General features: G+C 62.3%; 25 protein-coding genes. 3 read left to right on the forward strand and 22 right to left on the reverse strand.

All coding sequences use genetic code 11. From position 1 onward, the window contains the following. Positions 1 to 32 precede the first annotated feature (32 nt). Positions 33 to 1079 (forward strand): PspC domain-containing protein, encoded by a 1047-nt coding sequence (locus JMN37_RS02365; RefSeq protein ID WP_252930972.1) that lies wholly within the window; start codon positions 33 to 35, stop codon positions 1077 to 1079. A gap of 9 nt (positions 1080 to 1088) precedes the next feature. Here the strand turns inward: JMN37_RS02365 and guaA are convergent, their stop codons facing one another. The 4 genes from guaA to guaB all read right to left on the reverse strand — a co-directional run bounded on the left by guaA (position 1089) and on the right by guaB (position 6886). Continuing rightward, a complete protein-coding gene (guaA, locus tag JMN37_RS02370; RefSeq protein WP_252930973.1) occupies positions 1089 to 2642 on the reverse strand; it encodes a glutamine-hydrolyzing GMP synthase in 1554 nt (517 codons plus the stop codon). Between the two features lie 212 nt (positions 2643 to 2854). Further along, entirely contained in the window at positions 2855 to 4147 is a 1293-nt protein-coding gene (locus tag JMN37_RS02375) for a PAS domain-containing protein (protein WP_070477610.1), read from the reverse strand. Positions 4148 to 4171: 24 nt separating this feature from the next. Continuing rightward, positions 4172 to 5326, reverse strand: coding sequence for a GuaB3 family IMP dehydrogenase-related protein (locus tag JMN37_RS02380; RefSeq protein WP_070363034.1), 1155 nt, complete (start codon positions 5324 to 5326; stop codon positions 4172 to 4174). 36 nt (positions 5327 to 5362) lie between these two features. Beyond that, positions 5363 to 6886: an IMP dehydrogenase gene (guaB, locus tag JMN37_RS02385; protein WP_071572756.1), complete on the reverse strand. Its 1524-nt coding sequence runs from the start codon at positions 6884 to 6886 to the stop codon at positions 5363 to 5365. A 104-nt stretch (positions 6887 to 6990) separates the two neighbouring features. On the opposite strand from guaB, the gene JMN37_RS02390 reads away from it, so the two are divergent. Then, entirely contained in the window at positions 6991 to 7413 is a 423-nt protein-coding gene (locus JMN37_RS02390) for a DUF5319 domain-containing protein (RefSeq protein ID WP_070363036.1), read from the forward strand. Here JMN37_RS02390 and JMN37_RS02395 read toward each other — a convergent pair. The 10 genes from JMN37_RS02395 to JMN37_RS02440 form a co-directional block, all read right to left on the reverse strand. Beyond that, the gene (locus JMN37_RS02395) at positions 7410 to 8168 is read right to left on the reverse strand and encodes a hypothetical protein (RefSeq protein WP_071572757.1); all 759 of its coding nucleotides are present in this window, start codon (positions 8166 to 8168) and stop codon (positions 7410 to 7412) included. The two genes, JMN37_RS02390 and JMN37_RS02395, sit on opposite strands and share 4 nt — an antisense overlap. Further along, the gene (gene shbA / locus JMN37_RS02400; protein WP_070477602.1) at positions 8165 to 8749 is read right to left on the reverse strand and encodes an RNA polymerase sigma factor ShbA; all 585 of its coding nucleotides are present in this window, start codon (positions 8747 to 8749) and stop codon (positions 8165 to 8167) included. Before shbA ends, JMN37_RS02395 begins: the two co-directional genes overlap by 4 nt. Before the next feature lie 136 nt (positions 8750 to 8885). Then, a complete protein-coding gene (gene groL / locus JMN37_RS02405; protein ID WP_070477601.1) occupies positions 8886 to 10496 on the reverse strand; it encodes a chaperonin GroEL in 1611 nt (536 codons plus the stop codon). Positions 10497 to 10517: 21 nt separating this feature from the next. Beyond that, positions 10518 to 10817: a co-chaperone GroES gene (gene groES / locus JMN37_RS02410; protein ID WP_070363040.1), complete on the reverse strand. Its 300-nt coding sequence runs from the start codon at positions 10815 to 10817 to the stop codon at positions 10518 to 10520. Between the two features lie 165 nt (positions 10818 to 10982). Then, the gene (gene tsaD / locus JMN37_RS02415) at positions 10983 to 12035 is read right to left on the reverse strand and encodes a tRNA (adenosine(37)-N6)-threonylcarbamoyltransferase complex transferase subunit TsaD (RefSeq protein ID WP_071572758.1); all 1053 of its coding nucleotides are present in this window, start codon (positions 12033 to 12035) and stop codon (positions 10983 to 10985) included. After that, complete coding sequence (gene rimI / locus JMN37_RS02420) at positions 12032 to 12505, reverse strand: ribosomal protein S18-alanine N-acetyltransferase (protein WP_070477599.1); 474 nt, start codon at positions 12503 to 12505, stop codon at positions 12032 to 12034. Before rimI ends, tsaD begins: the two co-directional genes overlap by 4 nt. Then, positions 12502 to 13170 carry a tRNA (adenosine(37)-N6)-threonylcarbamoyltransferase complex dimerization subunit type 1 TsaB gene (gene tsaB, locus JMN37_RS02425; RefSeq protein ID WP_071572759.1) on the reverse strand — a complete coding sequence of 223 codons (669 nt, stop codon included), beginning with the start codon at positions 13168 to 13170 and terminating at the stop codon, positions 12502 to 12504. The genes rimI and tsaB overlap by 4 nt, the downstream gene beginning before the upstream one ends. Further along, the gene (locus tag JMN37_RS02430) at positions 13170 to 13670 is read right to left on the reverse strand and encodes a hypothetical protein (RefSeq protein ID WP_070363044.1); all 501 of its coding nucleotides are present in this window, start codon (positions 13668 to 13670) and stop codon (positions 13170 to 13172) included. The genes tsaB and JMN37_RS02430 overlap by 1 nt, the downstream gene beginning before the upstream one ends. A gap of 20 nt (positions 13671 to 13690) precedes the next feature. Then, on the reverse strand, positions 13691 to 15238 hold the full coding sequence (gene alr, locus JMN37_RS02435; protein ID WP_083433170.1) for an alanine racemase: 1548 nt from the start codon (positions 15236 to 15238) through the stop codon (positions 13691 to 13693). A 20-nt stretch (positions 15239 to 15258) separates the two neighbouring features. Continuing rightward, complete coding sequence (locus JMN37_RS02440; protein ID WP_071572761.1) at positions 15259 to 15918, reverse strand: GAP family protein; 660 nt, start codon at positions 15916 to 15918, stop codon at positions 15259 to 15261. A gap of 128 nt (positions 15919 to 16046) precedes the next feature. Here JMN37_RS02440 and JMN37_RS02445 point away from each other — a divergent pair, with 128 nt between their 5' ends. Continuing rightward, positions 16047 to 16901 (forward strand): dienelactone hydrolase family protein, encoded by an 855-nt coding sequence (locus tag JMN37_RS02445; RefSeq protein WP_252930974.1) that lies wholly within the window; start codon positions 16047 to 16049, stop codon positions 16899 to 16901. Here JMN37_RS02445 and JMN37_RS02450 read toward each other — a convergent pair. The 8 genes from JMN37_RS02450 to JMN37_RS02485 all read right to left on the reverse strand — a co-directional run bounded on the left by JMN37_RS02450 (position 16890) and on the right by JMN37_RS02485 (position 22289). Beyond that, complete coding sequence (locus tag JMN37_RS02450) at positions 16890 to 17195, reverse strand: hypothetical protein (RefSeq protein ID WP_070975823.1); 306 nt, start codon at positions 17193 to 17195, stop codon at positions 16890 to 16892. The two genes, JMN37_RS02445 and JMN37_RS02450, sit on opposite strands and share 12 nt — an antisense overlap. Beyond that, positions 17196 to 18563 carry a hypothetical protein gene (locus tag JMN37_RS02455; RefSeq protein WP_252930975.1) on the reverse strand — a complete coding sequence of 456 codons (1368 nt, stop codon included), beginning with the start codon at positions 18561 to 18563 and terminating at the stop codon, positions 17196 to 17198. Beyond that, the gene (locus tag JMN37_RS02460) at positions 18557 to 18892 is read right to left on the reverse strand and encodes a hypothetical protein (protein WP_070975820.1); all 336 of its coding nucleotides are present in this window, start codon (positions 18890 to 18892) and stop codon (positions 18557 to 18559) included. The genes JMN37_RS02455 and JMN37_RS02460 overlap by 7 nt, the downstream gene beginning before the upstream one ends. A 122-nt stretch (positions 18893 to 19014) precedes the next feature. Beyond that, entirely contained in the window at positions 19015 to 20358 is a 1344-nt protein-coding gene (gene glmM, locus JMN37_RS02465; RefSeq protein ID WP_071572764.1) for a phosphoglucosamine mutase, read from the reverse strand. Positions 20359 to 20453: 95 nt separating this feature from the next. Beyond that, positions 20454 to 20984 (reverse strand): 30S ribosomal protein S9, encoded by a 531-nt coding sequence (rpsI, locus tag JMN37_RS02470; RefSeq protein WP_070363052.1) that lies wholly within the window; start codon positions 20982 to 20984, stop codon positions 20454 to 20456. Continuing rightward, positions 20984 to 21427 carry a 50S ribosomal protein L13 gene (rplM, locus tag JMN37_RS02475; protein WP_070363053.1) on the reverse strand — a complete coding sequence of 148 codons (444 nt, stop codon included), beginning with the start codon at positions 21425 to 21427 and terminating at the stop codon, positions 20984 to 20986. The genes rpsI and rplM overlap by 1 nt, the downstream gene beginning before the upstream one ends. 194 nt (positions 21428 to 21621) lie before the next feature. Beyond that, positions 21622 to 21906, reverse strand: a complete 285-nt coding sequence (locus JMN37_RS02480) for a WXG100 family type VII secretion target (RefSeq protein WP_070477587.1) — start codon at positions 21904 to 21906, stop codon at positions 21622 to 21624. Between the two features lie 65 nt (positions 21907 to 21971). Further along, the gene (locus tag JMN37_RS02485) at positions 21972 to 22289 is read right to left on the reverse strand and encodes a WXG100 family type VII secretion target (RefSeq protein WP_071567367.1); all 318 of its coding nucleotides are present in this window, start codon (positions 22287 to 22289) and stop codon (positions 21972 to 21974) included. Positions 22290 to 22359 lie beyond the last annotated feature (70 nt).

Below are 22359 nucleotides of genomic sequence, written 5' to 3' on the forward strand. Positions count from 1 at the left end.
CGTCCACGGGCCCACCACGCGACAATGGAGGCATGGAAACCAACACACTGAAGCGCATGTGGGAGACCCGCCCGCCCCGCATCCCAGAAGACCAGGGCGGTAAGGCTGTCATCGCTGGCGTCTGTGAAGGCATCGGCGCCCGCTACCAAGTCGACCCGACGCTTGTTCGCGTCATCTTCGTAGCACTTGCACTCGTATTTGGCGGCGGACTTTTCCTCTACCTACTGTGCTGGATCAACATGCCACGCTTCGGCATGACCCGCAGCCCGTGGAACTCAATTATCACGCCGAAAGAACAACTCACCGAGCCAGAGAAGAAGGACCGCAGCACCGGTTGGTGGCTACTCATCGGGTTGGTGATCTTCTTCCCATCTGTCTCAGCGGCAGGCGATCTCAACGGGGTGCTCGTTACGTTCGTGTTGTTCGCGCTCGGCTGGTACCTCGCCCACCAGCGCCAGCCGGAGCCGCCGGCAGGACTGCTGGTAATGAACCCCGAGGAGGCGTCGACAAGCGAAGGCCCCACCGTGGATACCTCGCACCTCACCGTGCCCGAAGGCTACGAGCACCCCGGCACGCCCCCCGCGTGGGACCCACTCGGCGCGGCGCCCGGGCTGTGGCACCTGCCCGAGCCAACCGAGCCAGCGCCGGAACAGCCGAAGAAAAAGACACGCCTCTGGCTATGGCTGCCCCTGGCTGTCATCCTCGTCTGTGCCCTGTTTATCACCGGTATTGTCGGCCCCCGGTCCGATATCAAAGTGGGCAGCCGCATCGGTGAAATGCACCACTCATTCGAGGACGCGGCTTCAATCCCCGATCTCAACAACCTCGTTGGAGAAACCACCATCGATCTGAGCAGCCTCAAACCACTCGACGAACCGAAGACCGTGAACATTGCCAACGGCGTCGGCGAAATCGAGATCATTCTGCCCAACAACGTGCCGGTCGACGTCCACTGCGAAGCCACCATCGGCGAAACTACATGCCCCCAGGGCAAGCAAAACGCGGACAAGGACGGCGAGCTCCTCACGATCAACGTGAAGCAGCGCGTCGGGTCCGTGTCCGCGTACTTTGCTGATTAAGTCGGCGAATTACTCCCACTCGATGGTGGCCGGCGGCTTGGACGTCACGTCCAGCACCACGCGGTTGACGTCCGCCACCTCGTTGGTGATGCGGGTCGAGATGACCTCGAGCGTCTCGTACGGGATGCGTACCCAGTCCGCGGTCATCGCGTCCTCGGACGCGACAGGGCGCAGCACGATCGGGTGGCCGTAGGTGCGCCCGTCACCCTGCACACCCACCGAACGCACATCAGCCAGCAGCACGACCGGGCACTGCCAAATCTGGTCGTCCAGGCCAGCCTTGGTCAGCTCCTCGCGAGCAATCGCGTCAGCGGCGCGCAGGGTTTCCAGGCGCTCCTCGGTGACCTCACCGATGATGCGGATACCCAGGCCCGGACCCGGGAACGGCTGACGGTTCACGATCACCTCGGGCAGGCCCAGCTCGCGGCCGACCGCGCGGACCTCGTCCTTAAACAGCAGACGAAGCGGCTCGACCAGCTCGAACTCGACGTCGTCCGGCAGGCCGCCGACGTTGTGGTGGCTCTTAATGTTCGCGGTACCGGTGCCACCGCCCGACTCGACGACGTCCGGGTACAGGGTGCCCTGCACCAGGTAATCCACCTTGTGGTCCGACAGCACATCAGCCACGGCGCGCTCGAAGGAACGGATGAACTCCGCACCGATCGCCTTGCGCTTGGCCTCCGGCTCGGTCACCCCGGCCAGTTTGTCCAGGAAGGCCTTGCGCTCATCGACAGTGACAAGCTTCGCGCCGGTCGCAGCGACGAAGTCCTTCTCCACCTGTTCGCGCTCGCCCTGACGCAGCAGGCCGTGGTCCACAAACACGCACGTTAGGCGGTCACCGATCGCGCGCTGCACCAGCGCCGCAGCAACAGCCGAGTCCACACCACCGGACAGGCCACAGATGGCGTAGCCGTCCCCAACCTGGGTGCGAACCTGCTCAATGAGCTGCTCCGCAATATTGGATGCCGTCCAGTTCTGCTCCAGACCAGCGATCTCGGTGAGGAAGCGCGTCAGCACCTCCTGGCCGTGCGGCGAGTGCATCACCTCCGGGTGGTACTGCACACCGGCGAACTTGCGCTCCACGTTCTCGAACGCGGCGACCGGCGCACCCTTCGAAGACGCGGTGACCTCGAAGCCCTCCGGAGCCTGCGTTACCGAATCACCGTGGCTCATCCACACCTTGTGCTCCTCCGGCAAGCCGGCGTGCAGCACACCACCCATGACGTTCATCGCCGTGCGGCCGTACTCACGGGCGCCGGTCTGCTCAACCTTGCCGCCGAGCGCCTGCGTCATCACCTGGAAGCCGTAGCAGATGCCGAAGATCGGAATCCCCAACTCGAAAATCTCAGGGTCCAACTGCGGGGCGCCATCCTCATACACGGACGACGGGCCACCGGATAGGACAAGCGCCAGCGGCTGCTTCTCCTTCACCTCCGCAGCGGAGATCGTGGACGGAACGACTTCGGAGAACACGTGCGCCTCACGCACACGACGCGCAATGAGCTGCGCGTACTGCGCACCGAAATCAACAACAAGAACAGGGCGAGTTTGAGCTGTAGTCACGCACCAAATCTTAACCTACGCAGCACCTAATGTGTACGTGAGCCCGATGACAGTGTCCTGCGCACCACATTCCCGCGCGCACAATTCGGGACCTGGGGAAACGCCAATGCACCCGGCCGAAATACTGGAATCTGGTGCGGGAATCCCTTCGAAACAACAAGACACCACCCGCTTGGCGGGTGGTGTCTTCAGCGTTGCGACGTTACAACAGACTACTTCAGCAGCGCACGCAGGTTCTCCAGCGCATCGTGCACCCCGTCAATCGCCGGGTCGGAGCCCAGCTTCTGCGAGGAAGCGTGCAGGCGCTCGATAGAGTTATCAGCAGCCTGGATAGCGCGGTGCACCTGAGCAACAAGCGGCTCGATGTTCTCGCCGAACGGCTCCTGCGCCGTGGTCTGGGACCAGCGACGAATCATCTCGAGCGGCATCTTGGTCAGCTCGGAAATCGAGTTCACCTTCAGGTCCACGCGGTTCGCCAGGGAGGAGTGCAGGAAGACTGCGTCGTCCATCTGCTTCACGTCCACCTCGAGGGCGTCGAACAGCATAGAGAGCACCTCGCCGCGGTTCGCCTCAAGGGAGAAAATCGCGGTCTGCGCAGTATGCAGACGAGCCAGCGCAATCGCCATACGCGCGGACGCCGCCTTCTTCGCCAACTCGCCAGCCACCTCGTTGAGTGACTGCGCGTTCTCGTCGATGATGCCACGCATCGTTGCCCACACCTGCAGCGGTGCAAGCAACAGCGTACGGGCAGCGCCCTCCGCCATGACGTTTTCCATCTCGCCCTTCACGCTGTTGGTCACAGCGTTTTCTTCCACCAAAGTCTGGCTGGCCTTTGCCAGTTCTTCGGCGGCTTCCTTAATGGAGGACTGGATTTCCATGAAGCGGTCCAGCTCGCGGTAGAGGCGCTTAGTGGCCTCGTACACCTCGCCGGTGCCCTCTGGAAGGTCGAAGCCCGCTTCCTCACGCGCCAGCACCTCGGCCGGCAGCGCTTCGGCAACGAAGGCGTCGTAATCAGGCACAAGCTCCTGCAGCTTGTCCAAGCCAAGCTCTGCACGGCGGCGACGGCCAACGCCCTCGTGGCGCGCCTTCCACTCAACGTCGTTCACCGCTTGGTACACGTCGCCGACGACCTTGAACAGTTCGGTCATCGGGCGGGTGCGCACCGAGAGGTAGTCGCCATTTGGCAGAGGCGTCACGGTAGCAAACACGTCGTACGCAGAGCCGCTCTTTGCGCGGTTACGGACATAGCCTGCGAACGGTCGGCCGTCCTCAATGACGTCCCACATCAGCTTGAACGCGCCACCAGGCATCTCAATATGGCGAATGAGATTGTGTGGCTTCCCGATCATCTCGACTTCGGGATACTGCGCGTAGTGAATAAAGACCTCATTGACATGGGTCATAATGCCCTTGCTGTCCGTCACCGAGAAGAAGATGTGGTTGACATCAACCTCGTGGTGTGGGCCGTCAGGGGCATCTCGTTTAATAACTACTTCGTAGGCCATATTCGATACATTAGGTCAATCTGTTTACGGGCGGACGGTCACGTCGACCTTTTGGAACGACTTGAGATCAGTGTACCCACATTTCGCCATAATACGGCGCAAACCGCCCACTAAGTTCGTGGCAGCGCCCGAATCGCTCGATGGACCGAACAAAATCTCAGACAGCGGAAGACGATCGCCGAACTCCCAGTTGGCAACCTCGCCGCGCGGGAAGCGCGGGTGCGCAGCCGCCGGTTCCCAGTACGCGCCGCCAGCAGCGGCCTCGTTCGCCTTCGCGAACAGACTGCCTACCATGACGGCGTCGGCGCCCATGGCGAGTGCCAACGCGATGTCTCCGGCGTTCGACGGTGCCGAATCAGCGATGACGTGGACATAACGGCCACCGGTCTCGTCCAAGTAGTCGCGGCGAGCTGCAGCCACGTCAGCAATCGCAGTTGCAAGGGGAACGTCCAGCGCCAGGCCGGAAGAGGAACGACCCGAACCAACAATCACGCCGGCAGCGCCAGCACGCATCAGGTGCGTGGCCGTCGTGTAGTCGAAGACACCACCTGCGATGACCGGAACGTCGAGGGAGCCGATGAACTCCTTCAAGTTCAGCGGTTCGCCACCGGGCTGCACGTGCTCGGCGGAAATCAACGTACCCTGCACGAACAGGATCTCTGCACCGGCCTTGATCACTGCAGGGGCAAGCTCGCGCACGTTTTGCGGGCTCACGCGCACAGCGACGGTCGCGCCCGACGCGCGGACCTGTGCAATGCGCTCACTCAACACGTCCAAATTAATTGGCGCCTGATGGAGCTTCTGCAGCGTTGCCGTAGCCTTGGCAATCTTGCTAGGAATCTCGTGGTAATTCTCCTGCTCGAGGTCCTTGGGATTTGGCGCTTGTCCGCAGACCTCGTTGATCGCCTCTTCGAAGTTCGCGTGGCGGCCCAGGATGCCCTCGGCGTTGAGCACCGCAAGTCCACCCTGCTTACCCATCTCGATGGCGAACTCGGGGCTCGCTAGGGCATCGGTCGGGTGGGATACGAGCGGCATGTCAAAGGAGTAGGCGTCGATGTGCCACTCCGTGTTGACGTCCTTCGACGAGCGGGTGCGCCGCGTCGGAACCAGGGTCAGATCGTCAAGGTCGTAGGCCTTGCGGGCTTCGCGTCCGATGCCAATTTCTACATATTCACGCATGTCAGGTTCTCTCCTTCAGGAGCCAGTCAGAAAGGATTAGTTGTGGTAGTTCGGCGCTGCAACCGTTTGCGTGATGTCATGCGGGTGCGATTCGCGCAAGCCAGCCGTGGTGATTTGGACGAACTGCTTCGTCTGCAGTTCTGCAATCGAGGCGGAGCCGGTGTAGCCCATCGCGGCGCGCAGACCACCAACGATCTGGTGGGTGATGGCGTCGATATCTCCGCGGAACGGAACGCGGCCCTCGACGCCCTCCGGCACCAGCTTGTCCTCGCTGGTGACGTCTGCCTGGAAGTAGCGGTCCTTGGAGAAGGAACGCTTCTCGCCGGTCAGGCCACGGCCCTGCATCGCGCCCATCGAGCCCATGCCGCGGTAGCGCTTGTACTGCTTGCCCCCAACAACCACGACGTCACCGGGTGCCTCAGTGGTGCCTGCGAGCATGGAGCCGAGCATGACGGTCGATGCGCCAGCGGCGAGGGCCTTAGCAACGTCGCCGGAGAACTGCATGCCACCGTCTGCGATGATCGGTACTCCGGCCTTGTGAGCAGGTACGGAAGCCTCCAGGATGGACGTGATCTGTGGTGCTCCGACGCCCGCAACAACGCGGGTGGTGCAAATGGAGCCAGGACCGATGCCGACCTTGATCGCGTCCGCACCGGCATCGATCATGGCCTGCGCGGCTTCGCGCGTTGCCAGGTTGCCGCCGACGACGTCAACGCGGTCGCCGAAGTCCTTCTTCACACGGGACACCATCTCCAGCACGCGGTTGTTATGTGCGTGCGCAGAGTCGACGACGAGGGCGTCGACACCCGCCTCAACGAGCAGCGCGGCACGCTCGTAGGACTCTTCACCAGTGCCGATACCAGCGGCAACAAGCAGGCGGCCGTTCGAGTCCTTCGACGCGTTCGGGTACTGCTCGCTCTTCACGAAGTCCTTCACCGTGATCAGGCCAACCAGCTTGCCTGTCTTATCCACGATCGGCAGCTTCTCCACCTTGTTCGCCGACAGCAGCGCAAGTGCCTCCTGTTTATCGACGCCCTCATCCGCCACAACCAGCGGCATCGGTGTCATCACCTCTGCGACCTTGCGGTCGTAGTCCGGCTCGAAGCGCATATCGCGGTTGGTGATGATGCCCACCAGGCGCTCGTCGGCGTCGATCACCGGCAGGCCCGAGATGTGGAAGCGGCCGCACAGCGCGTCGACGTCACGAATCGTCATGTCTGGTGTGGCGGTCACCGGGTTGGTGACCATGCCGGACTCAGAACGCTTTACGATGTCAACCTGCTCCGCCTGGTCCTGAGCGCTCAGGTTACGGTGGAGCACGCCAATGCCACCCTGGCGCGCCATCGCGATCGCCATCCGCGACTCCGTGACCGTATCCATCGCAGCCGATGCGATCGGGATACCCAGCTTGATGTTGCGGCTGAACTGCGAGCTCGTGCTCACTTCGGCCGGCACAATGTGAGACTCGGCTGGCAGCAGCAGCACATCATCAAAGGTCAAGCCCCGCAGTGCAACCTTGTGCGGGTCATCCCCACCTGTAAGAACTCGCTCGTTTGCCATTGACAACTTCTCCTTCCGCGCGCGGTGTACCCGACATTGGTTTTCAGCCATGATATAACGTCGCGCGACACGACACACAGCGGCGTCGAAAAATCCCAACGCACATGGCTAATTGGCCTTGCTACTCCCCACACAATAGGCTGATCGGTGTGAATTACGACGACATGATGCCACTCGACCCGTTCGCAAACGACCCGAACGACCCGGCATCGTTCATCGAGGACGACGAACAGCCGGAGCCCTTAAGCAGCGAGGAGCGGCAGGCGATCATTCACGACCTCGCCCACGTCCGCGACGCACAACGTATCCTGCGCCCCCGCGGCATCCTCGGGATCTTCTTCATGTGTGAAGACTGCGAGCAGACGCACTACTACGACTGGGACATCATGGAGCAAAACATGATCTCCACGCTCAACAACGCGCTGCCGCCCGTCCACGAACCAAGCGCTAACCCGGACGTCAACGCCTATGTCACGTGGGATTACGCGCTGGGGTACATGGACGGCATCGAGTCCGCCGGGCGCTAGTGCTGCGGCGAGGCTGACGCCGGGGGCTCAACCGGCTTGGGGGAGGTCGTCGCCACTGGCGATTCCGGCGCGGCGTCCTTGCCTGTAGTAGCCGGCACGTGCGCACCGCTCGGTTCCGCACTCACTGTCGGCTGCGCGGAGGAATGCTGCTCGACGGCAGGCTGCTCCGTGACCACCTGCGTCACCGTCACCGGTTCGCGCGGCTCAGGTGTCACCGTCACAGTCACGGTGCGCGTCACCGTCACCTCAGGGATTGTCGACGCCACCGTGGGCTCAGACCCTTGCGTCTTCTTCGCATCCATGGAGTCAAGCAACGCCTTGGCCTGCAGCACCAGGGCACGCACAGCGTCGCCGTTACCCTCATCGCTGGCTACTTCCATCTCGTCGAGCGTGCTCGCAAGCTCCATGACCGACGCACGCTCCCCAAACACGGTTGAGGCTACTGGCCACAGAGGGGAATCAGGAGTCGCGTTGTACAACACTGCCCCACTTCCAGCAACGATTGCGGTGGCTGCTGCCGCGCCCACAAGCCCACTGAGCCACGGGTTCATCTGCTTGCGCGCAGGCGCCGCCACGGGCGCTATGTATGGCGGCTCCGGCATCGGACGCTCGACGTCCTCGCGCAGCGCACCCATCAGGCCCAAAAGCGGATCGGTGCCGTCGCTAGGGTCCTCTCCACGTGACGCTTTGGTCAACAGGGCGTCATCCGCCAACAGCTCATCAAACTGCGGGATACGGTGAGCATCACGTGTCATTTCGCAGACTCCTCTTCTTCAAGGGCCTCACGCAGGCGAGCCAGGGCACGGTGCTGTGAGACACGAACCGACCCAGCTGTCCCGCCAACAATCTCTGCTGTTTCTTCCGCCGAAAGGCCAACAAATACGCGAAGAATAATGATATTTCGCGCTTTCTCATTGAGTACATCGAGCAGCTCGCGCATTTTGTTACTCGCGTCGACATCCAGCGCATATCCCTCTGGATCCGCCTCTTGCGATACCCCATCGGGGATATCTTCGGTGGGCAGCATTCGGTCTCGCGCATAGCTGCGGTGCGCATCCGTCACCTTATTAAATGCAATCCCGTACACGAATGCCATGAATGGCTTGCCCTGGTCCTTATAGGTACTGAGCGCCTTGACTACCGCAAAGCACACGTCCTGAGTGACGTCTTCCGGGGTCGGGGTGCGCCCACCGCCAATGCGGGCGCGGGCGTAGCGCAGCACAAATGGATAAATGAGCGCCACGACGCGCTGCGTCGCCCGATCATCACCGGACTGTGCAGCAGGCAGCAGTTGCGCAAGCTGCGCATTCACGTCATCAGTATCTATACCGCTCATACGCGACGCCCGACTCCTTTCCAGTATCGCCTAAGGGTACAGCGCCGAGCATGCCATTCCCAAAGCCTGACCCATCAGGCACGCAAAAGCCCGAACGGCATGTATCCGTCCGGGCTCCCCTCGTCACAAACACTAATTAGTGCGCGTGACCGTGTGCGTGTTCCTCAACTTCTTCCGGCTTGTTCACCACAGAAACCTCCGTGGTCAGCACCATGCGGGCTACCGAGCAAGCGTTGACAACAGCGGAGTGTGTCACCTTCACAGGGTCAATGATGCCCTGCTCAACCAGGTTGCCGTACTCCATCGTTGCGGCGTTGAAGCCTTCGTCGTTCGCCATGTCTGCGATCTTCGACACAACAACTGAGCCGTCCAGCCCAGCGTTGTCCGCAATCCAGAACGCCGGCTTCACCAGCGCGCGGGCAACCGCCAACACGCCAGTCTTCTGCTCGCCCTCGAAGGTCTCCGCGTATTCCTCCAGGTCGCGTGCGATCTGGACCAGTGCGGAACCGCCACCGGCGATGATGCCCTCTTCGACTGCCGCGCGGGCAGCGTTGATGGCGTCCTCGACGCGCAGCTTGCGCTCGTTGACCTCGGTCTCAGTCGCGGCACCGACGCGGATGACGGCGACGCCACCCGACAGCTTCGCCAGGCGCTCCTCCATCTTCTCCTTGTCCCAGGTGGAGTCCGTCGCCTCGATGTCGCGGCGGATCTGGTTGCGACGCTCCTCGACGTCCTCAGCGGAACCGGCGCCGTCGACAAGCACGGTATCGTCCTTGGTCACGGTGACGCGGCGCACCGAGCCGAGGTCGTCCAGCGTGGCGTCCTTGAGCGCCATGCCGACCTCAGGGTCGATGACGGTCGCGTTGGTCACCACAGCCAGATCGTCCATGAACGCCTTACGACGCTCGCCGAAGTACGGCGACTTCACAGCGACAACCTTCAGGGACTTACGCAGCGTATTCACCACGAGTGTCTGCAGCGGCTCACCGTCGACATCCTCGGCGATGATCAGCAGCGGGACGGAAGCCTCCGCAACCTTTTCCAGCAGAGGCAGAAAGTCCGGCAGCGAAGAAATCTTGTTGCGGACCAGCAGCACGCGGGCATTTTCCAGCACCGCCTGGCCGGCGTCGGGGTCCGTCATAAAGTACGGCGACAGGAAGCCCTTGTCGAAGGACACGCCCTCAGTGACGTCGACGAACGAGTCGATCGTCTGGGACTCTTCGACGGTGACGACGCCGTCCTTACCGACCTTGTCCATCGCACCGGCAACCATCTCGCCGACCTCAGGGTCACGGGAGGAAACGGTGGCGACGTTGGCGATCTCGGCGGAGGAAGAAACCTCCGTCGCGCGCGACTTCAGCTCCTCGATAACTTTCTCTGCCGCAGCCTGGATCCCTTTGTTGAGCTGGATCGGGTTCGCGCCAGCCGCCACGTTGCGCAGCCCCTCCGTGACCAGCGCTTGCGCGAGCAGCGTCGCGGTCGTGGTGCCGTCACCGGCGATGTCGTTCGTCTTCACTGCGACGGACTTCACCAGCTGCGCACCGAGGTTCTCGAACGGCTCCTCGAGGTCGATGTCGCGGGCGATCGTCACACCGTCGTTCGTGACGGTCGGGCCACCCCACGACTTCGAAAGCACCACGTTGCGGCCGCGCGGGCCAAGGGTGACCTTGACGGTATCCGCCAGGGTGTCAACACCCTTCTTGATGCCTTCGCGGGCCTCCTGATGAAAAGCAATAAGTTTTGCCATTGGTGGCTACGCCCCCTTCAATTACTTTTCGACGACGGCCAGCAGGTCGCGAGCGGAAAGCAGCAGGTACTCCTCACCGTTGTACTTCAGCTCGGTGCCGCCGTACTTGGAGAAGATCACGGTGTCGCCCTCGTTGACGTCGACAGCAATGCGCTTGCCCTGCTCATCCAAGCGGCCAGGACCAACAGCAATAACAACTGCCTCCTGCGGCTTCTCAGCAGCGGAATCAGGGATAACCAGGCCGGATGCCGTCGTGGTCTCCGCCTCAGCGATCTGTACCAGAACCTTGTCTTCCAGTGGCTTGATGTTGACGTTTGCCATGATCTGAACGCCTTCCTTCAATGTTGTATCTATCAGTTCAGTAGTGTGTGGTTATTCGAAGGCCCAGCCGTCGTCGCGGGTGTACAACTGCGCTCTCAACAACCTTGTTAGCACTCTACCCCTGCGAGTGCTAACACTCAACATTGTGACGGCTCTCACCAATAGTTACTGGTGAACGAGCGGAATCTCCACTTCCAGCGACGTATCCGTCGCCACGGACAGCACCGAAGGCTGCGCCCCCTCGTGGATGAGTTGGCCGGCCAGCGCTGCGATCATCACACCGTTGTCGGTGCACAGCCCGAAGCGCGGCACGCGCAACTCCGCCCCGGCCTTCTCGCAACGCTCCTGTGCAAGAGCGCGCAGGCGACTGTTCGCCGCCACGCCGCCGCCAAGCAGGAGCGTTTTCGCGCCGGTCTCCTCCAGCGCCAACATCGCCTTGCGGACGAGCACGTCGCACACCGCCTCTTGGAACGACGCACACACGTCCTCCACGTTGACCACCCAGCCTTCACGCTCAGCCTTTTCCACGTAACGCGCCACGGCAGTCTTCAAGCCGGAGAACGAGAAGTCGAAGCGGTGCTCGCCCCGCAAATCGTCGGCCCTGCTCAGCGCGCGCGGGAACGGGATCGCATCCGGGTTACCCTTCGCAGCCAGGCGGTCGATCACCGGGCCGCCGGGGTAACCAAGCCCAAGTAGGCGAGAGACCTTGTCGTAGGCCTCGCCGGCGGCGTCGTCAAGAGTGGAGCCCAGCTCGCGCATCGGCTTGCCGACGGCCTCAACCTCCAACAACTGCGTATGCCCGCCAGAAACAAGCAAGGCCACCGAGTGCGGAAGCCGCTCCTGGCCCTCCAGGTTCGCCACCGCCACGTGCCCACCCAAGTGGTTCACGGCGTAAAACGGCACACCCCACGCCGCCGCGTAGGCCTTCGCAGCGGACGCGCCGACCAGCAGCGCACCGGCAAGACCAGGCCCGATCGTCGCCGCAACCACGTCCGGGGCATCGATACCGGCCTCTTCCAGTGCCGCGGCCATCACTTGCGGCATCACCTCAAGGTGGGCACGCGACGCGATCTCGGGCACCACGCCACCAAAGCGTGCGTGCTGCTCCATCGAAGACGCCACCTGGTTCGCAAGGATCTCCATGGTGCCGTCGGAGTGGACGTCGACAATGCCAACGGCCGTCTCGTCGCATGAGGACTCAATCCCGGCAACAATCATGCCTGCTCCCTTTCGATCTTCCGCGGACGCATCATGGAAAACGCGTCCGCGCCAGAAGGTTGATAGTAATTCTTTCGGGTGCCAACCACGGAAAAGCCGTAGCGCTCGTACATGCCAAGCGCCGCGGAGTTGTCGGTGCGCACCTCGAGGAACATCGGGCCGTCGAGAAGGTCGGCGGTGTGGACGAGCTGGTCCATCAGCTCCCTGCCCACCCCGCGGCGCTGCACCTCGGGCGCGACGCCGATGGTGTGAATTTCGAACTCCGGGTCGTTGCGCGGCCCCAGCATCGCAAGGCCCGCATACCCCAGCAGTGCGCCCTTGTCGTCGAAAGCACCGATGTAAAACGTGTACGGCTGCGCGAACTGCGTCAGCAGCACCTCCCGCGACCACGGGGTCTCGCCAGCGAACAGCACCGCCTCCAACGCTGCGACTGCGTCAGCGTCGCTGGGTGTGAGCTCCCGGATATTCACAGTTTGATGTCCGGCAGCGCAGCAGAGCGCGGGCGCGGCTTCGGCGGGACTGCGTCCGGGCGGCGCAAGTACAGCGGTGTGAGTGGCTCCGGCGTATCCGATGGATCGCACGCAGCCAGCAGACCGCGCACCCCCGGCGCGAGATCGTGTACCTCACCAGCCGCGACCGTCACAGTCTCACGCAGCGCGTCCGGGACGACGAGCATGTCAACGGCGTCACCCTCAACGTCGATCGCGCTGGCTGCGCTGACGTGTGGGCCGTCGACGCGCTGTCCGTCACGGTAGAGGCTCCAGTACACCTCGCGGCGGCGCGCATCAGTGACCACTAGCACGCTTTTCCCGGTGGTGTCCCCGGCTTCCGCGGCGATGGCGTCGTGGGTGCAGACCCCGTACACCGGCACACCCAGCGCCTGCCCGAAGGCGGACGCGGTGGCCATGCCTACGCGAAGCCCCGTAAACGGGCCAGGCCCCACGCCAACAACGACGGCTTCGAGCGCACCGTAGGTGCAGCCCGCTTCCGCCAGTAGTTCGTTGACAGTGGGGACCAAAAGTTCGTTATGCGAGCGGGTTCTGATTACCCGCTGTGCATCCACGCGGCGCGACTGTTGCTCGCCCACGCCGACAACGAGGTCGTGCGTGGCTGTATCGAGCGCCAGCGTCAGCATTACGCCGCTACTCCCATGACCCAGCCGTTACCGTCCTTGTGGAACGGCAGCGGCGTATTCATTGGGAACATCTCCGACTGCGGGATGGAGCAGATGTTCACCTTGGAAAGCTCCACCTTGTCCAGGTCGATCTCCGCGTTCTGGTCCTCGTCGAACAGCAGCATGTAACCCCAGTCGCCGGAGAAATCGAAGCGGTCCTGGTCAAGGTTCAGCGCCTGCAGCTTGCTCAGCAGCAGCTGGTCCGGCTCGTTCGGGCACAGCGTGGTGAACCCGATGTAGTCCTTGTCGTAGACGCGAGTCAGGTCGATGAGCTGGCCCGCAACGGCTTCACCACCAGGCTTGACCTCTTCAAGGGAGCGGGAAAGAGAATTCGTTGGCGTCGCAGCCGCCATTGGGGACGGCTTGGTCAGTGGGATGAAAATGAGAGCAACGAGCACAATCACCCACAGTGCACACGCAATAGCGACCCAACCACGGCTAGTATTGTTCAGCTTCAGCATGGCCTACAGCCTACATCTTCCTATTCTGCGTGCACCCACCGCCATGTAATGATGCGGCCCTCACTGTCTTCGTCTTGCTCCACGAGCGTGGTGCGATCAATCCTGACCAAGAGGTACTCGTTTGCGATGTGACCTGCAAGATCACCGCCCCACTCTGCCACCACGACGCTGCGGTCCAGTTCCGACTCGAGGTCCAGCGCGTCGAGCTCACCCAGCGGGTCGCCAGAGCTGCCCTCCCCCAACAGGCGGTAGGCATCGACATGAATTAACGACGCCCCCTCCGCCTCCTTCGCGCGGTGTTCCCTGGCGATGGTGAAGGTTGGGCTCGTCACACGCCCCTTGACCTGCATCCCTTCGGCAATGCCCTGCGTCAGCGTGGTTTTCCCGGCGCCGAGCGGGCCGTCGAGAATCACCACGTCCCCGGCGCGCAAGGTCTCCCCCAGCTCACGCCCCAACGCTTGCGTTTCCTCGCGCGTCTCGCAGACACGCCTGCCGCCGTACTCCCGCACTGTCCGTCCTTTCGGTGCACACAGCACCTCGTAGTGAATGGTGTTCGCCCGCAGCGCGAACTCGTCCGCACTCACGCCGCCGGCGCCAAAAAGTACCGCTTCATCGCCCGGCGCGACACCGGCTTCGTTTGCGCCCAGCCACACCACAATCTGATCCATGCACACCCGACCCACTTGGGGGTAGCGCGCCCCGTTGATGGTGACGTCCATCCGGTCCTGCCAAATGCGCATCACACCGTCCGCGTAGCCGGCGGGCACCACGGCGGTAAACCCGTCCTCGGGCGCAGTCCACGTTCCCGAATAGCTCACCGGCTCCCCCGCCTGGATTGGTTTGACCGCGGTCACTGTTGCAACCCAGCTCATCGCAGGTCGCAGCCCGTTGTCGGTGCCGTCGATTGCTTCCAACCCGTACAGGCCAATCCCGGGACGGATCTGTTCAAAGCGGGCGTCGTCCCTCGTCCACGTCGCCGGCGAGTTCGCCACGTGGTTCACCAGGTCCTCTAGCCCCGCCTCGTGCGCCTGGTTGAGCGCTTCACGGAACGTCGCCAGCTGCCGGTCCGTGTACGGGTCCGCTGGGTTATCCGCGCACGCAAAATGGCTCATCAGCCCGGCCACACGGATCTGACCGGCCTGTTGCGCCTCGGCGGCCATCGCGAACAGCTCCGGCCACTGTTCCTCATCTACGCCCGAGCGGTTCATCCCCGTGTCGATCATCAGATGCACGGTGGGTACGAAGGGGGCGTCAATAAGCGCGCGCAGGTGCGCAAGACTCGGCACACCCATCTCGATGCCCTCCACCAGCTCCTCCCCCGGAGCCCACAGCCACGCCATCACGGGTTTCGACGTCAGCTTCGCCACACTAGCCGCCTCCGCGATCGTCGCGCAGCCGAACGCATCCGCACCGTTCGCCTCCATGATGGGGACGCACTTCGCCGCGCCGTGGTTATAGGCATCCGCCTTCACCACGCACATCAAACGCGCGCCACCAGCCTGACGGCGCATCTGCCTCGTGTTGTGGGCAATCGCCGCCAGGTCAATGCGAAGTTTTAAAGCGTTCATGGGCATCTATTGAACAACGATCACAGCAAATGCGCCACGCCGACTACACCTAGCAGCAGCGATACCACCCACGTCGCGGTCAAACCAACCGTATCCGGGTGTGAGCGCGCCCACGCGAAACCTCGTCCAGCAACCGAGTCCGGCTTCGCCCGTACCCAACCGACCAGCAGGGCGCACAGCGTGGGTAGGGACAGCGCGACCGTCGCGTAGAGCACCAGGAAGCTGTACTTCGTCGTCGTATCGATGCCCGTCGCAGACAGCACCGCAAGGCCACCAAAGAACGGCACCGACGTCGCCGATTGGACGATCCCCAGCACAAACCCCGTCAGCACCGTCAGCGCATTGGGTGCTCGCAGCGGGCGCATCACCCGTTCAATCAACGCGTGGTTATCTCCCCCACGCAGCGCCAGCACCGCGGTCAGGAGACCAGTAGCGATGAGGAGCCACCCGAAAATGGGCCCCTCGACAAACGTTTGCACCACCGGACCGAGGCCATCGAATACGAACAACATCACCGCCGCGAGACTCGCCACCCCAAGCCAGTCGCCAGCAATGAGCAGCGCCGTGATCTTCGCATACTGCCGTTTCGCTTGGGAGGCAACCACCCCGACTGCCACGATAACCCCGATCAACAGCACGTTGATGGAATCAATAAACGCAAAGGACAACGCTCCAAGCATGTCTTGCTCCTTCCGCGCGGCTCCATCAGGCTGAATCTCGGCCCTGTCTCGATCTGGCCCCTAACCCTAAACCACAAAAACGCTGAAGCGCTATTTCAGTACTGCAGAATTCAAGTAGGGTAGGTTGCGTGTCTGCGAAATTGAAGAAGTTAGCTGAACTGTCCAAACGAGGCCCACACAAGGTGCTAGAGGGCGATCTCGGGTACACCGGGTTGCCGGGCAAGGTGTACACGCCTGCAGAGGGCAAGAACCTCCCTGCCGTCGCCTTCGGCCACGACTGGCGCCAGAGCGTCGACGACTACCACGGCACACTTCGCCACCTGGCCAGTTGGGGCATTGCGGTCGCCGCGCCAGCTACTGAAAAGGGGTGGCGCCCCGACCACGCTGGCTTCGCCGCCGATTTAGAAACCGCCCTGCAAATCCTGACTGGGGTGCGCCTCGGGAACGGCAAGATTAGCATCCACCCACAGCGCCTCGGCGTCGTTGGCCACGGCATGGGCGGCGGCGCTGCCGTACTCACCGCGGTAGAAAACCCGAAGGTGCAGGCAGTCGCCGCCATTTATCCGGCGAACGTGGCGCCCTCCGCAGTAGAGGCGGCCCGGCGCGCACTTCGCCCAGGGCTCATCATCGGCCCCGGCGAGGACGGTGACTCGCTCTTCGATCCAGGCAACCCCGCCAAGCTCGCATACAACTGGGCAGGCGAGGTGGCCTACCGCAGCGTCAAGAAAGGCGAGCAGCAGAGCTTCTCGGAGGACTCACTGACCAAGCGCCTGCTCGGCCTGGGCAAGTCGAGCGCCTCCCTGCAGACCACAGTGCGCGGCCTGCTCACCGGGTTCCTCCTGCACCAGCTAGCCGGGGAGAAGAAGTACTCCTCCTACTCCGAGCCGGACGCCGAAGGAAAGAACGTCACGTCCTATACCGGTGAGGACCTCGCTGAGCTGGCGGGCCTCACCAAGGACGACAGCCTCTTCTCATTCTTCTAACGTGCCGGGCTGACCAGCACGCTTCATCTCCCCCGGTGCTTCCGGGGCGTTGGGGCGTGCCTCGGTACGGATCGACGCGATTCCGCCCTGCGGCGGGCGGCGAAACGGGAACAACCGCTCGCCACCCTGTGGAATGACAACAGGTTGGCGTTTGTAGCCAAGCGCGGCGGCCCTTCGCTGCTCGGTAAGCATCATCTCCATTTGGCGATGGTGCTCAGCGATCATCTTTTCAAAGTTCTCCATCCGCATCGCCGTGCGCTGACGGTACTCTGCTGCAAACCTTGAAAAATCCATTTACCATTCCCCCAATTTCTTGACGCCCCAAGCATCAGCCGGGTCTGTATCTGCTGGCTGCTGCTCAGCGTGTTGTTCTGATGACGTCTCTGCTGCCGCCGGTGCCGTCATCGCTTGTTTTTCTGCCGGCACTGGTGGCTGCTCCACCTCGCCGAGTTGCTCAGGTGGCACGAACACACCGTTTTCGTCGACTGCCGGTGCAGGCTCCGGCGCAGGAGCGGGCTCGGGTGCCGGTGCTGTCGGTGGTGCCGGTGGTGTTGGTTCCGCGACGTCACACGGCACCTCCACAGCCTCCGTCGCGCACTGCCAGGCCGCGTCGATATTTGCCGCAAAGACGTTGATGCTTTCAATGACGACAGCCGCGCCCGTTTGCGCAAACGCGCCCGTGAACGCCTGCGCAGCGTCGCACTGCTCCTGTACCGGTGCGAACAACGCCGCTGCGTCGCGTGTCACGGCCTCGATGGGCGCGTTAACATGCACATCGACGTCGAAGTTAAAGGCCACGTTGATCCCTGCCGCACCTGCCAGTGCCGCTGACGCGGACTGCGTGCCGACGCTCTCCAGAGAAACAAGGCGCTCGCACGGCTGCGGCGGTGCCGGCGGCACAGGAGCAGGGGCAGGCACTGGTGCTGGTGCTGGGGCGGAAGGTGGTGCGGCAACACTCGCGCTGGCAGTCGAGGTGCTTCCGGCTGCGTGCGCAGCCGTCGCTGGCGCCGCAGCAGGCGCACTTCCAGCTGGCTTTCCGCCGGGCGCCTGACTGCAAGGCTGTTGTGCTTCCTCCACGCACACCGCGATCGCATCGAGGCACTCAGCGACAGCCACGTTGCATTCTTTCGCTGTCTGGCTCGCCTGCCGCATCGCATCAATTACGACCTGCACCAATGGGCGAATCAGGGTGGCGATTCCAAGCTTCGCAAGTATCTCAAGGTGCGAGTGCGCAAGGACCACGAACTGTTCCACCGCCAGGTTGGACGTCTTCTTGACGTCATCTATAGCGCTGCAGCACGAGGTAATCGAGCTTCCCAGCTCATTTAGGCGTGTAAAGTGCTGCGTCTCCGAATCTGCCGAGCATCGCTCCCGCGACCCCACGCCGATCTGCTCAAACCACTCTTTACTGCCCGGCGTATCCTGGCAAGGCGCCTTCAACGAAAACCTATAGCCCACGGCGTCACAATTGAACTGTGACAGCGAGACACCGACCTGGTGGAAGCCGCGTAGGTCCTGGCAGCGGGTGGCCTGCAGCTCCCGAATGACTTCCTTCGCTAGTGCCTGCAATTGGTCGCGCTCAGGCCCCTCCAGGGCTGGGGCCGTCGCAACTGACTGAGAGAAGCGCTGCACCCCTTGTTCGACAACGTCGCTGGTTACCATGCGGAACCCACCCCCGAAATGCCATCGGTGGCGTCCTCGTCAGCGTCGCGGACCTCCTGTGCAAGGCTGCGAATCCCCTCCCACTGCTGCGTTCGCTCCTGCAACAACCGGAGCGAGTCCGCATAGACCGCCTGCACCGCCGCCGTGATGCGCTGGCCCTGCAAGGCAAAACCGGCACCGAAGTCGTCCGCACCCAGGTCTGGTTGCTGGCGGGCGAAGTCCGTGGCGGTGTCTTCGTAGGCGGAGATGGCGTCGGCAAAATATGACCGCACCGCGTCAACGTTCAGGCTGACGCCCTTGTTGTGCACAGTGTTTACCGTGTTCACCATGTTCAAAATTTCCCCCAAAATCCACGTCGGCTCACCACCGACAGTTCTAACTACTTCTCTTAGTTAGACTCCCCCAACGGCCCCGCGGTTCCCCGCGAGGCCAAATTTCTTACCAACGGACTCTACACTGCCGCAACGACAGCTGCGAGGCGACCCGCCACCTTTCGGGCTTGTTCTTCCTCGGCGGCCTCCACCATGACGCGAAACAGCTCCTCAGTACCGGAAGGACGAAGCAGCACGCGACCCGAGTGCCCGAGCTCTTCCTCGGCCTCATCGATCGCAGCCAGCACCTCCTGCGAGCTCATAATCTTGGACTTCTCCGACACCGGCACGTTGATGAGTACCTGTGGCAGCACCTGCATCACCTGTGCGAGTTCCTTGAGGCTCTTGCCGGTTTCCGCCATCTGTTCCATCAGCAGCAGCGCGGACAGCGTGCCGTCGCCAGTCGTGGCGTGCTCCGGGACAACGATGTGGCCGGACTGCTCGCCACCAAGCGAGAAGTCCCCACGGTTGAGCTCCTCGAGAACGTAACGGTCGCCCACCGCGGTCTGCTTCAGTGCAATGCCTTCGCGCTCCATGGCGAGGGTAAGTCCCAGATTGCTCATGACCGTGGCTACGAGCGTGTTGTCGCGCAGGTTGTTCTCGGCCTTCATGCCGCAGGCCAAGATCGCCATAATCTGGTCACCGTCGATGATGTTGCCTTCGGCGTCGACGGCGAGGCAGCGGTCCGCATCGCCGTCGTGTGCCACGCCAAGATCAGCACCGTATTCGACGACGGCCGCCTGGATCTTGTCCATATGAGTGGAACCGGAGCCATCGTTAATGTTGAAAGCGTTCGGCTCGTTGTAGATCGCCACAACCTCGGCATCGGCGGCCTCGTACGCCTTCGGGGCGACCTCGGACGCCGCACCGTTCGCACAGTCTACAACGACCTTGATGCCCTTCAGGCTGGTGCTCATCGCCTCTTTGAGGTGCGCCAGGTAACGATCTTGCGCGTCCGGCGCCTCCTCGATCACGCGGCCGATACGGGTGCCGGTTGGCCCGCCTTCTTCAAGCGTGTCGAGAGCCCTCTCAATTTCGTCCTCGACCTCATCAGGCAGTTTGTGGCCACCCGCGGAGAAGAACTTGATGCCGTTATCCGGCATGGGGTTGTGGGACGCGGAGATCATCACTCCGATGTCCGCACCGTAGTCATCAGTGAGGTACGCCAAGCCGGGAGTAGGGATCACGCCGACACGCAGGACATCCACGCCTTTCGACGCCATGCCCGCAGCCATCGCTGCCGCAAGCATTTCGCCGGACACGCGTGGGTCGCGGCCAATCAGCGCCGTCGGGCGTCGCTTCGAGGACTCACGGTCCTTCGTTAGTACGGTCGCGGCGGCGGCACCGAGCTTCAGTGCCAACGACGCCGTCAGTCGCTCATTGGCGAGACCTCGGACACCATCAGTTCCAAACAATCGAGTCATGTTGTTTATTATGCACTACCGACAGCTATACAAAAACAACAACCGCCCACCCGGCCAGTGCCAGGGGGCGGTTGATGATACAACCAGCGTAGTGATTAACGCTTGGAGTACTGCGGTGCACGACGGGCCTTGTGCAGACCAGCCTTCTTACGCTCGACCGCACGAGCGTCACGGGTAAGCAGACCAGCCTTCTTCAGGGTTGGGCGCTCAGCCGGGTTGTAGATGTTCAGTGCACGGGCAATCGCCAGACGCAGCGCACCGGACTGACCGGTTGGGCCGCCGCCCTTGATGTTTGCCTTGATGTCGAACTGGCCCTCGCGCTCGAGCAGGGTCAGCGGCAGCAGGATGTCCTGCTGGTGCAGCTTGTTCGGGAAGTAGTCCTCGAACTCACGGCCGTTGACCGTGATCTTGCCTTCGCCCTCGACGACGGTCACGCGAGCGATTGCGCGCTTACGACGACCAACGGTCTGGATTGGGCCCTCGTGCAGCGGTGCAACCTCAACGGTGTCCTGGGTCTCCTCGACCTCTGGAGCAATAGCGTCACCGATGGTGTAGTTGAACTCTTCCGTCGCCGCGGTTGCCGCGTCGATGTCGGTCTCAGCTGCGATGTTGTTCTGATCAGCCATTACTGTGCCACCTGCTTAAACTCGTAGGTTTCCGGCTTCTGAGCCTCGTATGGGTGCTCGGAGCCGACGAAGACGTGAAGCTTCTTGATGGACTCGCGGGAAAGCTTGTTGTGCGGCATCATGCCCTTGACAGCTTCCTCGATAACGCGGTCCGGACGCTCATCGAGCGCACGACCAAGCGTCATAGCAGTCAGACCACCCGGGTAGCCGGAGTGGCGGTAGCGCATCTCGCGATCGCGCTTGTTCGAGGAGATGTGGACCTTCTCGGCGTTGATCACGATGATGTGATCGCCGGTGTCAACGTTCGGTGCGAACTGTGGCTTATGCTTGCCGCGCAGGATATCCGCTGCAGTCGACGCAAGCTTGCCCAAGACCACGTCCGTGGCGTCGATGACGTACCACTTACGGGTAATGTCACCGCTCTTTGGGTGGTAAGTAGACATGCATGACTCCTTCAAGTCTGTCTAGTTGGCTGCCGGCCATAACGTATAAAACTGTGCGCTGTATCCTGCTCAGACGGCGGCCGGTGGAGACCCGACAAGCAGCACGGCACACAAGCTGCAAACTTTACAGCACAAAGCACTGAACAGCAAGACGCTCCCCCTGGCGCCTTGCTGTTCAGCAAGCTTCTGTGTTGTTATCCCCAGCTGTTTGCCGCGGCGTTGTTTACCGCGAGCATGGTGGAGTTGCCGTCTTCAACGGTGCTGGCGATCTGGTTCAGAATGGTGTTCAGATCCTCTGCGGCTTGGTCCCACTTCGCCTGGTGTGCCTGGTACGCGGACGCTGCGGTGCCTTCCCAGGTCTGCGCCATCGGCTGGATGATCTGCTTCAGTTCGTTGAGCTGGCTGGTGATGCGGGTCGCCGACGAGCGCATGTCTTCAGCTGCGTTGGCGATCTGGGCGAAGTCGTACTTGATTTGCATGATGAGTATGTCCCTTTACATTCGGAAGATGGTCGTTGTGTCTGCTGAGAACCGCTGAGAGCGTTTTAGAGCGCCAAGCCCGCGGAACCGGACAGCGAACGGAAGTTGTCGGTGTTCGTAGCGTCGGTGCTCTCGTAGTTCTTGGCGTTGTCGCGGATATTGTTCGCGATGTCACGCAGCGCCTCAGAGAGTCGTCGCTGCGCGTCGTCGTAGCGGACCATCAGGTCATCGAAGCTGCGCTGCGCATTGCCCACCCAGTAGCTGCGCGTGGACTCCGCGACCTGCTGCACGCGGTCGATTTCTCGATTGACGTTGGCGTTGGTGTCATCTGCCCGGTCGGCAGTTGCGCGCATGACGTCGGCTTCTGTTCTGAACTGTTCCATGTTCAATCCCCCTACTAGGTACTGTGTCTTGGTTGTAACGACAGCCTTCCAAGCTGTTCATATAGTTGGA

Source organism: Corynebacterium lipophilum (assembly GCF_024102595.1).
Taxonomy (GTDB): domain Bacteria; phylum Actinomycetota; class Actinomycetes; order Mycobacteriales; family Mycobacteriaceae; genus Corynebacterium; species Corynebacterium pseudogenitalium.